Genomic DNA, 14099 nt, shown 5'->3' with positions numbered 1-14099 from the left:
GAAAATGTCCAATACCAACCATGTCCGAGATTAACATGTCCGAGATTAACAGCATCAACGCTGAAACGCCCCCAACCTATACATTAGCCATTGCAATTGAGTTTTTGGGGACGCGCTATCATGGCTGGCAGCGGCAACGAGAAGTATTAGGCGTACAAGAAGCATTAGAAACCGCTATCGGTAAAGTCGCAAATGAGGCGGTAGAGGTCGTCGCGGCTGGTCGTACCGATGCAAGCGTTCATGCCAGCAATATGATTGCCCACTTTACGACACGTGCCTATCGTCCTACTCATAACTGGCTGCGCGGAGTAAACAGCCTATTACCTGATGATATCGCCCTGCGCTGGATTCAACCTATGCCTGACGACTTTCATGCGCGTTTTGGTGCCATTGCCCGTCGCTATCGCTACATCACGCTGAATCAAGCACAGCGCCCTGCTATTTTGAATCACCAAGTCACTCATATCTATGAACCGCTCGATTTAGCAGCGATGCAACTGGCGGCGGCTGAGATCGTCGGTACTCACGATTTTAGTAGCTACCGCGCCGCTGCTTGCCAGTCTAATCAACCGGTACGCTCAGTCAGTCACGCAAGACTCTTTGCCCATGGTCAGTTTATCGTTTTTGATATTCAAGCAGATGGATTTTTGCATCATATGGTTCGTAACTTAATGGGCACCTTGTATGCCATCGGTCGACACGAGTTGCAGCCAGAAGCCTTTTTAGATATTTTAGCCAAAAAAGATCGTACTATCGCACCGCCTACTGCCTCTGGTGATGGTCTATATTTTATCAATGCTTACTATCCTGAACATTTTCAACAACGACTGCCAAATGCTCCTTTAACCCCCATTTGGCTAAATTTACCTGACTGAATAAATAGAAGTTGGCATACATAACGGTTACAGGCTGTCAAGTAAAAACCTAGTGCTGTATTGCTTTAATCCGCTAACTTACGTATAATATGGGCTTATTTTTAATTGATTGATACCAACTATGGCAAAAGACGATATTATTGAATTTGAAGGCGAAGTCATTGACACCCTTCCGAATACCCTGTTTAGAGTTCGTTTAGAAAACGGACACGAAATCATTGCTCACATCTCAGGTAAGATGCGTAAGCATTATATCCGTATCTTGACAGGTGATAAAGTTAAGGTCGAAATGACACCTTATGACCTATCAAAAGGTCGTATTACTTATCGTGGCAAAAACTAATTTCTTATAAACTAAAATGGTTATAAAAGCATTTATATAAATACAGCCGGTTGCTAAATGGCTTCTTTTCGCTGATAGCTGGTATAGACGCTTGGGTGGTTTAACTGATAATAATAATGAAAATGCTAACCTGCTCATTATTGCCTATCAATATTTTAGTGATTCAGTCTTAGTTATTTGTTTTTATCATAAAAAATACCGCTAAATTTCAGCGGTATTTTTTTGTCTAAATTTTATGAGTTGACTTACTTTTAAATTTCCAAATCATGATTAATAAGTAGCATGATTGAGAAGTAGTGAGGCACTATTTAAACTCAACAGTCGCACCGTTTTGAATCACCCCTAGCAAAGCAAGTGCATCCCAATTTGTCAGGCGTATACAACCCGCTGAGGCTTGACGGCTAATACGATCAGGATCTGGTGAGCCATGAATACCATAAGAAGGCTTACTAAGCCCAATCCATACCGAGCCCACTGGATTATTAGGGCCAGGTGGAAGAATAGATTTGCTACCGTCTTTAGCAGTATAAGTATAATTAGGCTCATGTACCTTCACCTCTACCGTATGTGTCCCTGTTGGTGACGGTGTTGCCGTACTACCTACTGTGGTCGGATAGCTGGCAACTAAGTTGTCTTTATCATCATAGGCATATAGCGTTTCAGTGGCTTTATCAGCAACGACTCGACTGACAGGCTTGGTATTTGGATTGCCGGGATTATAAACTGTGATGGTTTCACCCGCCGTAAAGCTAGCCTTAGGGTTTAACGCTTTGAGATAGCTTTCACTAATATGGAATTTTTCTGCTAGCCCTTCTATGATGCTCTCGTAATACAATCCCTCAAGTTTGGATTTGGCTTCAGCACCAGCTGGTATTTCTGTAATTTTAATATTAACATCCGCATCAGTTATCTGATAGCTGACTAGCACTGGCTGCACCGTGAGCTCTTCATTCTTTGTCAGCGCTTGCCATGTTTCATTGTTTAGCGTGTCAGTGACTGCCAAACCATTTGCTTGTTGAAACGCTTGCATGGCCTTGCGGGTATTTTTGCCCCAATAACCATCAACAGGGCCTACACCATTGTGATGCCAATTTAATAAGGCTTGCAATTTAGTACCAATGACACGGTCGATATTCATCCCCTTTTTCCAAGTGGCATCATTCACCTTTTGCGCAGCAACTGATAAATTGTCTGTCGTATACTTGATAGTAGGTAGGAATTTGTTCGAAGCATTTGCGGTTTTGCTATCACGTGCTAGCTTTTGGCTAACGCCATTGGTCACAGGGCTGACTTCTTCAATAGCATTAGCATTCGCCTTATTAGCATTATTAGCATTATTTTTGCTAATACTGGCTTCATCGTTATTGGTCGGTGTTTGGTTGTCAGAGTTATTGGTCGTTGCTTGATTGTTAGCATTGACACTATCCAGTGGTGCTGCAACGCTCTGCCCCATGAAAACTGCCGTAGAAAAACCAATCATCGCTACTGCTGTGCTGATTTTTTTTAATTGATACACCTCATGCTCCTAATTTTTTATAAAAATAATAAGTTTTATTTTGTTATGTTGTCATCAAGGCTTGTTATTTTGAGTTGTAACGCCTTCATAACCAACTTTACTCAAACACCTTTTCATCAGCTCTCTTCTAACGTGAAAGTCTGAGATTCTAGTGGTTTGTAAGCTGTTAATAGTGTCATATTACCTTGTGAGCATATAACAGCTTTATGTTAATAAAGCCCTTGTCCTGCGGTGTCTGTGTTAAAACAAGTACTTTTTTACAACTATCTGGTTTAGTATGTTACCGCTGGAAAGCGATTAATAATAAACATAAAAAAACCCATAATTTGCTGAGCAAACTATGGGTTTAGAACGACGATAAACGACAAATATGAGAATTTTTCCCTATCGAAATAAAACAGGGGAAAATTCAATCTATATCACCATAGTGGGACTAGAGTAATTTAGCCAACACTGCTTGACCCATCTCTTGGCACCCTACTTGCTTCAATCCAGCTTCACTACTGTCCAAGATATCAAGCGTACGCAAACCGTCATCAAGGACATCACTCACTGCTTGCTCAATCGCTTGTGCCGCTGCTTCTTGCTTAAAAGTATAACGCAGCATCATCGCAACCGATAAAATAGTCGCCAATGGGTTGGCTTTGTCCTGCCCAGCAATGTCAGGCGCTGAACCATGACAGGGCTCATACATGCCTTTGCCTGCTTCATCAAGACTGGCAGATGGCAACATACCGATAGATCCAGTGAGCATAGCAGCTTCATCAGACAAGATATCACCGAACATATTGCCTGTCACCATGACATCAAACTGCTTAGGATTCTTGATCAATTGCATACAAGCATTGTCAGCATACATGTGCGATAACGCCACGTCGCTATAATCTGCTTGCTGCATTTGGGTCATCGTTTGCTTCCACAGTTCGGTGACTTCTAATACGTTTGCCTTGTCCACTGAGCAAACTTTCGCTGCTGTGCCTGCTGCTTGCGCACGCGTTTTTGCCAATTCAAAAGCAACTTTACCGATACGCTGAATCTCGCTTGTGCTATAGACCATGGTGTTGTAGCCCTGCTGTTCACCATTCTCTAGTGTGCGGATTCCACGTGGCTCACCAAAATAGATACCACCCGTTAACTCACGAACGATAAGCAAATCCAAGCCTGAAATAATCTCAGGTTTGATACTAGACGCATTGACCAACTGCGGGTAAAGCTTTGCCACACGTAGATTAGCGAACAAACCAAGCTCACCACGTATTTTAAGTAAACCACGTTCAGGGCGCTTGCTGCGTTCAATACCATCCCATTTAGGACCACCGACCGCCCCTAACAATACCGCATCTGCTGCACGGGCACGGTCTAGCGTCTCATCTGGCAAAGGCTCACCCGTTGCGTCAATGGCCACACCGCCAATCAATCCAGATTCAAGTGTCAAATCTAACGCAAATTTCTTATTGACCGCATTCAGTACGTCAATGGCTTGAGTCATGATTTCGGGACCGATACCATCGCCCGCTAATGTTAAAATCGTTGCCATACTAATCCTTGTGGGTAGGTAGTTTTTTATTTATGTTAGGGCATATCCTCATTTTAAAAATGGTGATAAAAATTGCCGTCAAACAAGGAAAGTAGCGCAAATAATATCGAGATATTGATACGCTATTCAACGATGTTTGGCAAAATTTAGCCATTTTTAACTCATTTAGAGGATAATCAATTGGATTGAGGACTCACCCTAATACTACAAATTTACGATATTTTCCTAAAAACGATTTTAGTGCCTTCAATAGCACAAAAAATCGTGATCAATTTACTATTTTTGAAAATCAAATAGGCTTTAAGCTTTGGCTTTTACTTTCGATGATGCAGGCAATGCTTTCACGATACGAGTTTCTACAAACTCTCCTTGATGCTCAGCAGACAGCTCTTTACAAAATCGGCGCTGTACAGTGTTGCCTTGATACAGATCAACACATAGCGGCTGTGGTGAAGCGGTGTCTAATAAACTGCCAGAATTATCGTTAGACTTTTTCTGATAAGCCCGTAATTGATAAGTATCCGCCTCAATAAAATCGTGAATTAAAGTAAAACGCTCAACATAGCCCAGATTGTTTTCTGGATAGAAATTCACCTGTACTTCGCGTTTTGCAGGTTTTACCCGCGCATAATAATTGGTTAGACCCGGCATGCCTGAGGCAGACAAAGGTACAATTTTAATCTCATTTTTATGAGCGAGTGGTGTCATATCTATGTTTGCATGCATTGATGTTTGTGCATGCTTATTGTTGGTATGACTGCTGGTATGACTTTTGCCCTTTGCACTCATATCTTTCATCGCGACCAGCATGGCAGGATTGATAGGCTCATGCGTATCAGCCCCTATCACTCGTGTCTTATCTATCCTTGCGATTTCACAATGATAAGTTCCTATACAGGCAATATTGACTTCACCCGCAATCGGTTGAATCTTACCTGCCCATGCTTTGGCGTTTTCTGCCTCATCTATTTTCTGATACCCAGTCAATAGCTGACAGCCTGACAATAATAAGCTTGCGGCAACAACCGTACTTGTCCATAAAACATAACGTTTTTTATTCATAATGGCGGCTACTATTTATGAGAGAAATAATAAAATATCGTAAAAAAACTACCCTTCATTTTAGCCAGTTCACCGCCATAACTCAACGTTACATTATTACTGTTCAGCAGTTTTATGAGTAATGGCTTGCAGATTCATGATTTATGCTCGTACATCGTTAAATATCCATGGTGTTTTTTGCATCATCTTATGCTCATAATCTTTAATGGCATCGCTTTGCTGCAAGGTTAAACCAATATCATCAAGCCCATTTAACAAGCAATGTTTGCGAAAAGCATCTACGTCAAATGCATATTCTTCACCTGTTGAGGTGACGACGACTTGGCGTTCAAGATCTGCGGTTAGCTCATAGCATTTATTAGCAAGCGTGTCTTTCATTAATGTATCTACAATTGCCTCGTCCAAGACAATTGGTAGCATGCCATTTTTAAAGCAATTGTTATAAAAAATATCGGCAAAGCTTGGTGCAATCACCGTACGAAAACCATATTCAGACAACGCCCAAGGCGCATGCTCACGACTAGAACCACAACCAAAGTTGCGGCGTGCCAGCAAAATCGTCGCGCCTTGATAACGCGGCTTATTTAGCACAAATTCTGGATTGATAACGCGGGTGCTATTGTCTTGACCCGGATAGCCTTCGTCAAGATAACGCCAATCATCAAAAAGATTGACGCCAAAACCTGTGCGTTTAATAGACTTTAAAAACTGCTTGGCAATAATTTGATCGGTATCGACGTTTGCACGATCTAATGGGCAAACGATACCCGTTTGAGTGTTATAAGCTTGCATGAGTTTTCCTTAAAGTATCAATTACTAACGTAAAATTTTTTGACGGTCTAATGAATCTCAAAAGAGCGTGCCATTTGTTTAACAATACTTGTCATTTTAGTTTTTTCACTTTCAGGATAATTCAGATGTAATACTGCTTCCTGACCATCCTTAACTTTAATAACATGATAAAAAACTTGACCGTCTTTTCTATAGCCGCTTGCTGTATAGGTTTTATCTTTTAACAGCTCGTAAGTAACTGTCATTCCTGTTTTATATCGATGCTGCTTCTCTTTTAGATAATCACTATCGGTATAAAAGAAAACAGTTGGTGTATTACTCCCAAAGACCAAAATAGTGGCATTAGAATTGGGTAACTTAAAATGACGACCATCACCATTATCTGCCTCAGGCAACCATATCAGTTGATTTGGCACATCGACACAATAGGCAAATCTTCCATTACAGTAATCACTAGCCATCGCTAGCTGAGAGCTACCCAATAAGCAAAATAAAACAAACAGCATTTTCATTTTTATGCTCTATAGAAATGCAAAGTTAAAACGTTCTTACATCGACAAAGTGACCCGCCAATGCTGCCGCTGCTGCCATCGCTGGACTGACTAAATGCGTACGACCACCATTGCCCTGACGGCCCTCAAAGTTACGGTTAGACGTTGAAGCGCAGTGCTCTTGTGGCTCAAGCTTATCCGCATTCATGGCAAGACACATCGAACAACCCGGCTCACGCCACTCAAATCCAGCCTCAGTAAACAAGGCATCTAAGCCTTCTGCTTCAGCCTGCAACTTCACTTGCCCAGAACCTGCCACAACGATGGCTTCTTTGATATTGTCAGCGACTTTACGACCTTTAATGACTGCGGCGGCATCACGCAAATCTTCGATACGCGAATTGGTACATGAACCAATAAAAATACGATCAAGCTGGATATCGGTAATCTTTTGCCCAGCATCTAAACCCATATAGGTATAAGCACGTAACCAGCCCTCTTCTTGCGCTTCATCAGTGGCTTGGTCAGGAGTTGGTACTGACTGCGTGATATCAACAACCATTTCAGGAGAGGTTCCCCAAGAGACTTGTGGCGCTATTTGGCTACCATCCAACTCAACCACAGTATCAAATACCGCGTCATCATCTGAATATAAGGTACGCCAGTAAGCTTCCGCTTGCGCCCATTGCTCAGAGGTTGGCGCATAAGGACGACCTTTGACATACTCGATGGTTGTGTCATCGACCGCAACCATACCCACGCGAGCACCCGCTTCGATCGCCATGTTACAAACGGTCATGCGACCTTCCATACTCATGTCTTCAAATACTTGCCCAGCAAATTCGATAGCATGACCTGTCCCGCCAGCCGTGCCAATCTTTGCAATGATAGCAAGTACCACGTCTTTTGAAGTCACGCCAGCACCAAGCTTACCAGTGACACGAATTTGCATATTTTTTGATTTCTTTTGAATTAAGCACTGCGTTGCCAATACATGCTCAACCTCTGATGTGCCGATACCGTGCGCTAAGCAGCCCAGCGCGCCATGAGTAGCGGTATGAGAATCACCACAAACAACCGTCATACCCGGTAACACCAAACCTTGCTCAGGGCCAACGACGTGTAAAATGCCTTGACGAGCATCATTAATCGTAAACTCAGCGATATCAAATTTGGCGCAATTTTCATCCAAGGTTACTACCTGCAAGCGTGATACTTTATCCTTAATTCCAGGCACGCCTTCTAAACGCTCTTTAGTGACTGTGGGTACGTTATGATCAGGACTGGCGATATTAGCCGACAGGCGCCACGGTGCTCTATTGGCTAATTCCAAGCCTTCAAATGCTTGCGGACTGGTCACTTCATGCAACAGATGGCGGTCGATATAAATCAGGCTCGAACCATCGTCACGCTTGGTGACTTCGTGAGCATTCCAAAGTTTGTCATATAACGTTTGACCTGCCATGTTGCTATCCTTTATTAGTTACTAATTACTGGTTTTTTTACTTGCTTATAGTCATTCCACTATAAAAGTATTACTGCGTTAACCTCGCTTGAAGTATTAAATATACATCTACACTCGGTTGCCTTGTACTACTTTTAAGTTGACTCGACTATAGTCTATGGTAAAAATTTTATACGCAGCGGCATCGTCAGCGGCGCTTGTATCAAAATCGATATTTTTATATTGGTGATTTTACATTGATGACCATTATCAGCGCTTAAAACCTGCGATGAGCTGCGAATAGTCAATTTAATAGAATAAATATGTCACAATACGTCTTGATGTCTTGTGATTATAGCAGGCTAATCCTATAATAATAATTGATGATTTTTGCCCAGACGCAAACTTTTATTTCTAATACATTGTGATTGGGTCAGCCAACTTTTATTTATAGCTCGCAAAGTAGCTAAGGACATCCGTTTGAACACCACAAACTTGACGACATTCGTTACCGTTATGCACACTGGCAGCATCTCAGGTGCCGCAGAAAAACTGTTTATCACACAGCCTGCCGTCAGTAAACGCATCAAAAATTTGGAAGATGAATTCAACATTACTTTGTTTGATACGGTGGGACGCGGCATTGTACCGACCCAAGCAGCCAATGAAATGCTGCCGCACGCCAAGCGTTGGCTAGAAGATTATGAGAATTTTAAGATTAATCTGCAACACTCTCAGCATATCGTATCTGGCAAATTAGTGATCGGTACCAGTCATCATATTGGCTTGCACCATTTAGCGCCTGTACTTAAGCATTTTATCCAAGCTTATCCTGCCGTACAACTAGAAGTACATTTTGTTGATTCAGAAAAAGCGCACAAAGCCGTACTCGATGGCGATTTATCATTAGCATTTTTAACACTGCCGCCCGTTTATGATAAGCGCTTGACCTATCATACGCTATGGTCAGACCCTCTTTACTTTATGACAGGTACGCTATCGCCTTTAGCGACCAAATCTAATGTGACACTAGAGCAATTGGCACGCTATCCTGCTATTTTACCGTCTGCCAACACCTTTACCAGTCAAATTACCTTGGCTGAATTTGCTAAGCACAATCTGAAACCCTATGCCACGATGAGCACCAATCCTCTTGAGTCTATTCGCATGTTGGTTTCTGTTGGTCTGGGATGGTCTGTATTACCGCAAACGATGATCAGTCAAGATTTAGAACGTATCGATATGGCAGACAATATAGAGTTACAACGCTATTTGGGTGTGGTTATCAATCCGAAATTGACGCAATCTAGCAGCGTTACAGCTTTGTTAGACTTGTTAGCGCCTATTGAATAAGACTCTCGCTAAACGATGATTAGAGCGTGCTATGGAATCTAAAAAGCACGCTATTCGCATTTATGACCCTCATGCGTTATAATACGCTTGACGTTGTTTTTATAACAAAAATTTACTATAAGAACACTGATAGTCATATATTGAACACTTCGAGTAATATATGATGGTTAATAGTAGGTTTAATGGTTTTAAATGATTGGTTATATAGGTGGCCGATACTGATAAATGAGTCGCAAATGCGAGCAATCGATATGATGTAATATGACATTCTTATTGACCTCTAAACACTGCGAATTCGTATTAGCCCTAGAACAGCATCAATCATATAAAACTAACAGCAGATATTGAATAAAAGCCATTATGTCCTACTTAATGGCTTTTTTCGTCTTTAGATATTGTTTGGGACATCGTCTTATAACACTTAATCTTTATAGTTAAAATAATTACCGCCAACCATGTTGGTTAAGGACAATTTATATGAACGGAGTTTCTAGTGGCGTGCTGGTATCACTTGGCGCCTATTTTTTAGTGATGATTGGTATTGGCATTTATGCTTACTTTAAGCAAGCCAATGATACTGAAGGCTATATGTTAGGAGGACGCAGTTTAGGTCCAGCAGTCACTGCACTATCGGCAGGTGCATCAGATATGTCAGGTTGGTTACTACTTGGCTTGCCCGGTTATATGTATGCTGACGGTGTCGTGAGTATATGGATCGCACTTGGTTTGACACTTGGTGCATTTTTAAACTACCTTATCGTGGCACCGCGCCTTCGCGTTTATACCGAAGTGGCTGACAATGCCATCACTCTACCCGATTATTTCGCCAACCGCTTCGAAGATAAGTCGCACATGCTGCGTGTTATCTCAGCCGTGGTTATCATTTTATTCTTCACGGTTTATACTGCTGCAAGCCTAGTAGGCGGTGGTAAACTCTTCGAAAGCTCGCTCAATCTTTCTTATAGCACTGGTCTATGGGTCACCGCTGGCGTTGTCGTTGCTTATACGTTATTCGGTGGTTTCTTAGCCGTTTCAATGACTGACTTTGTACAGGGTATCATCATGCTATTTGCGATGGTCATTGTTCCTGTCGTCGCTTTCACTGATTTGGGTGGTATTTCAGCCACCACTCAAGCGGTTAGAAATATCGATCCGAGCTTGCTTAACATTACTAATGGTATGAGTATCCTTGGTATTGTGTCATTGATGGCATGGGGTTTAGGTTATTTTGGTCAGCCACACATCATTGTACGTTTTATGGCCATTCGCTCAGTCAAAGATGTCCCTACTGCTCGTAACATCGGTATGAGCTGGATGATTGTCAGCCTTATCGGGGCACTGATGACAGGTTTTGCTGGTCGTGCGTATGTGCAAAAGACAGCGATGACTTTAGATGATCCTGAAACCATCTTTTTAGTATTTACGCAGTTTTTATTCCATCCATTGGTTTCAGGCTTCTTATTAGCGGCAATTTTAGCTGCGATTATGAGTACCATCTCATCACAGCTATTGGTGGTATCAAGCTCATTGACTAAAGATGTCTATAAGTTGTTTTTTGATCAAGATGCACCTGAGGCGCGTCAAGTATTGGTCGGCCGCATTTCCGTAATCATTGTCGCCGTTGTTGCCATTTTACTGGCGTCTAATCCAGAAAGCTCAGTATTGAATTTGGTTTCTAACGCTTGGGCAGGGTTTGGTGCCGCATTTGGACCGTTGGTTATTTTCAGCCTAATCTGGCGCGGTATGAACCGTAATGGTGCAGTTGCTGGTATGGTCGTTGGTGCATTGACGGTTATTCTATGGATTTACGGTCCTTTCCAGATGAACGGCATGGCACTCAATAGCTGGTTATATGCTATCGTTCCAGGCTTTATCTTAAGTACAATCGCCATTTTTGCGGTAAGTATCATGACAGGCGGTCCAAAAGCCTCTGTTACTGCGAAATTTAAAGAAATGGAACTCAATTTAAATAAATAAGCTTATCGATATAATTATCACTATAAAAAAACCTCGCCATCATTGGCGAGGTTTTTTTATTGAGAGCTATTAGCTCTAATACATAAATTGATAACGCAATTCAAATCTCGAAGGTAAATAAATGATTAAATTATAACCATTCAATATACAGTTATATTTTAAAAAAACATGATGCTGTATGAGAAAGTATTCTGAGGTAATAAAGGAAGGCTCACAGCCTGGGGTAATTAAAACCCCAATAGATAGCAACTGCGTCGACTTTCCCAGTCTGAACTTGAAGAAAAATGGTATAAAAAGCGATGGTAAGCATAACTACTAATGTACGGCTAATAAGTTAGAGATATTGCCGTTATAATGTCTATTAGCATCGGCAAAGTACTGAGCGCCATAAAGACATCGATGTATAAGATCACCTATAAGAAGACATACTGTTAGCGCTGAGAGGTCAATGAGTCTTGGACTTAAGTGTGTTTCAAGAAGCGTATATTTCAGCTGAAATATACTTATGATCGTAATAATTCAATGATGTTGTGGCTTATGTTTGAGGCAAATATCGTTTAATTGCGGGCAAGAAACCAATCACTGCCGTCTTAGAAATCGTCTAAAAAAAGCTGTCAAAAGAACCTGTTACTTCTCTTAAAAGTTTATGAACACTTTATTTTTTTTGATTTGATGTTATTTTATGGCAATTATGGTTATGTCTGTTGCTAGCAGACTTTTCATAGCATCAACAAAAATATTTATTATCAACTCCTATTTTGATCATCCATTAAAAAAGCGACCCACTGAGAGTCGCTCTTTCATTTATCCATCATTAATGACAATCAATAGCTATTAATTATCTTGGTAAGATAATTTCACACCAAAAATATATCCATCATTATCTTGGAAATCACCAACTATCTGCTTAGTCGGTAACTGACCTTTTGCATCACCAAACCATAAGTATTTGCCGCCCGCTGATACTGCCCAGTTTTCTGTCACGTTATACTTTGCACCCAAACCAGCGCTGTAATAGCCTTCAATAGGACCTAACGAAGTGACAGGGTTGCCAGCACCACTATCCCAACCAACGGTACCGCTAATTGCAAGCGCTGGCGCAACACGCTTGGCAAGACCAAGCTCTACTTGCCATTGATCATCATCATATTCTACGAGTGCTAATCCATCAGGACCATAGGTAGGGTTGTTTTTACTTACTTGATTATATAACGGCGGTACAATAGAAAAGTCGCTCCATGGTACCCAGCGTACTTTGGCAGTGGCTAAGGTTGTTGGGTTAATACCGGTTTGAAAATCAAAGTTTACTGACTGCGGTGTAGTGATTTCCATGGCCGTAGTTTGGCTGGCTGCTGCTGGGTCACCCGCTAATAAACCTGCTAACGGATACGTTTCAGCGATCTTCATACTATGATCAATCTCTGAACGATAGGTCAACGCCGCTTTTAAAGCAATTTCAGGTTTGCTATATGATGCACCTACTATATAACCATAGTCTTGATCTGGACTAATATGTGAGGTATAACCAGTGGCAGGTCCATATGCACTGCCACGCAATTTGACATCAGCTTGAATCCGCTGAGCAACGGGGCCGCCATAAACTTGGAACTCTTTATTAGCACCAAATTTGGCACCTAAAATAGCCGTGATACTTTCAGAACGTACTTCAACGTTCGTGCCTTCATTATTAGCAAGCTGACCAGCAGCATAACCATTTAACCCTTCTAAAGGAGCTAGCTGTGCTTCACCGGCTGCAATTTGTGCTTTACCGGCATCAATCTGTGGACGTAAAACTGGTTCAAGAGCCGGGTTTCCTGCAATGGCTGCTTCAGCTTGTCTAACTTGCTCTCTACCCGTCTCTAATTGTTGTTGAACCCCTGTAACGTATGTATCGAGACCTTCAGCGCTAGTAATTGTTTGCCCAGGAACTTTTCCGTTTAGTTGTGAGGCGATAAGCCCATCTATTGCTGCAGTTGGAGCACCTGTAAAGTTACTATCTCCAGTGTAAGCTGCTGCTGCACCAAATGGCTCATCATATAAAATACCGACACTAAACGTATCGTTGACATCCGCTTTTACGCCATAACGGAAGAAATCGTAATACTCAGCGATATCGCCAGTCTTATTGCCTTGAACATAACCTGCATCATCGGTAGCGACACGGCCATTATCATAACCACTAACATCAGCATCGATATAGGTGTAAACAGCTTCAGCATAGGTGCCATCTTGGAGGAAGGCTGTGACATCCTGACCTGAACGGTCAAGACCAGCAGCATTGGTTACGCTAGCTACAGAAAAAGCGGCAATCGCTACTGCAAGGGTTTTTAAATGAAAAGTATTGCGCATTGTGTATCTCCAAACGTCCTTGTTGTTTTACTACTTAAATAATCAATATTTAGCATTGCTGCGCATAACTTTATGATTATAAAAGTCGTGTCCTGAGATGAATACTAATGCCTTTTTGACACTAAAACAACAATTAAAGTGCTTTATTTCCCGAATATGACTGGACAGTACAAATAAGATACACGTACAAAACTAATATCTAGTTTTTTATTCTGATATTTTTTAAATTGCTCTCAGTATTTTTTAGAGATAGCAGGCAGATACTTATCTGTTATAACTTAATAATTCTAAAATACTCTAATCTTTTATTAGGGCGTGTTGAACATTCATAATTTCAGCCAGATATAGGCACAAGCGAGA

11 protein-coding genes are annotated in these 14099 nt (G+C 41.5%); 4 read left to right on the top strand and 7 right to left on the bottom strand.

Going from position 1 to position 14099, the window contains the following annotated elements; translation table 11 throughout:
* Positions 1-35 precede the first annotated feature (35 nt).
* Positions 36-875 (top strand): tRNA pseudouridine(38-40) synthase TruA, encoded by an 840-nt coding sequence (truA, locus tag I3257_RS09385; protein WP_238049565.1) that lies wholly within the window; start codon positions 36-38, stop codon positions 873-875.
* 121 nt (positions 876-996) lie between these two features.
* Positions 997-1218, top strand: a complete 222-nt coding sequence (infA, locus tag I3257_RS09380; protein ID WP_045446828.1) for a translation initiation factor IF-1 — start codon at positions 997-999, stop codon at positions 1216-1218.
* A 304-nt stretch (positions 1219-1522) separates the two neighbouring features.
* Here the strand turns inward: infA and I3257_RS09375 are convergent, their stop codons facing one another.
* The 6 genes from I3257_RS09375 to leuC all read right to left on the bottom strand — a co-directional run bounded on the left by I3257_RS09375 (position 1523) and on the right by leuC (position 8081).
* Complete coding sequence (locus I3257_RS09375) at positions 1523-2734, bottom strand: L,D-transpeptidase family protein (protein WP_238049564.1); 1212 nt, start codon at positions 2732-2734, stop codon at positions 1523-1525.
* Between the two features lie 433 nt (positions 2735-3167).
* On the bottom strand, positions 3168-4271 hold the full coding sequence (gene leuB / locus I3257_RS09370) for a 3-isopropylmalate dehydrogenase (RefSeq protein ID WP_055124339.1): 1104 nt from the start codon (positions 4269-4271) through the stop codon (positions 3168-3170).
* Between the two features lie 300 nt (positions 4272-4571).
* Positions 4572-5333, bottom strand: coding sequence for a hypothetical protein (locus I3257_RS09365; protein WP_238049562.1), 762 nt, complete (start codon positions 5331-5333; stop codon positions 4572-4574).
* A gap of 141 nt (positions 5334-5474) precedes the next feature.
* Entirely contained in the window at positions 5475-6125 is a 651-nt protein-coding gene (leuD, locus tag I3257_RS09360; RefSeq protein WP_238049560.1) for a 3-isopropylmalate dehydratase small subunit, read from the bottom strand.
* Between the two features lie 47 nt (positions 6126-6172).
* The gene (locus I3257_RS09355) at positions 6173-6637 is read right to left on the bottom strand and encodes a hypothetical protein (protein WP_238049559.1); all 465 of its coding nucleotides are present in this window, start codon (positions 6635-6637) and stop codon (positions 6173-6175) included.
* A 25-nt stretch (positions 6638-6662) separates the two neighbouring features.
* Complete coding sequence (gene leuC / locus I3257_RS09350; RefSeq protein ID WP_238049557.1) at positions 6663-8081, bottom strand: 3-isopropylmalate dehydratase large subunit; 1419 nt, start codon at positions 8079-8081, stop codon at positions 6663-6665.
* A 459-nt stretch (positions 8082-8540) separates the two neighbouring features.
* Between leuC and I3257_RS09345 the strand changes: the two genes are divergently transcribed.
* Positions 8541-9413 carry a LysR family transcriptional regulator gene (locus I3257_RS09345; RefSeq protein ID WP_045446822.1) on the top strand — a complete coding sequence of 291 codons (873 nt, stop codon included), beginning with the start codon at positions 8541-8543 and terminating at the stop codon, positions 9411-9413.
* A 477-nt stretch (positions 9414-9890) separates the two neighbouring features.
* Positions 9891-11390, top strand: coding sequence for a sodium/proline symporter PutP (gene putP / locus I3257_RS09340; RefSeq protein WP_045446819.1), 1500 nt, complete (start codon positions 9891-9893; stop codon positions 11388-11390).
* 834 nt (positions 11391-12224) lie between these two features.
* Here putP and I3257_RS09335 read toward each other — a convergent pair.
* On the bottom strand, positions 12225-13739 hold the full coding sequence (locus tag I3257_RS09335; protein WP_238049556.1) for an outer membrane protein transport protein: 1515 nt from the start codon (positions 13737-13739) through the stop codon (positions 12225-12227).
* Between the last annotated feature and the right edge of the window lie 360 nt (positions 13740-14099).

It is taken from the genome of Psychrobacter sp. Ps7 (assembly GCF_022129225.1).
Lineage (GTDB): Bacteria > Pseudomonadota > Gammaproteobacteria > Pseudomonadales > Moraxellaceae > Psychrobacter > Psychrobacter immobilis_A.
This window is presented reverse-complemented; position numbering and strand designations above follow the sequence as displayed.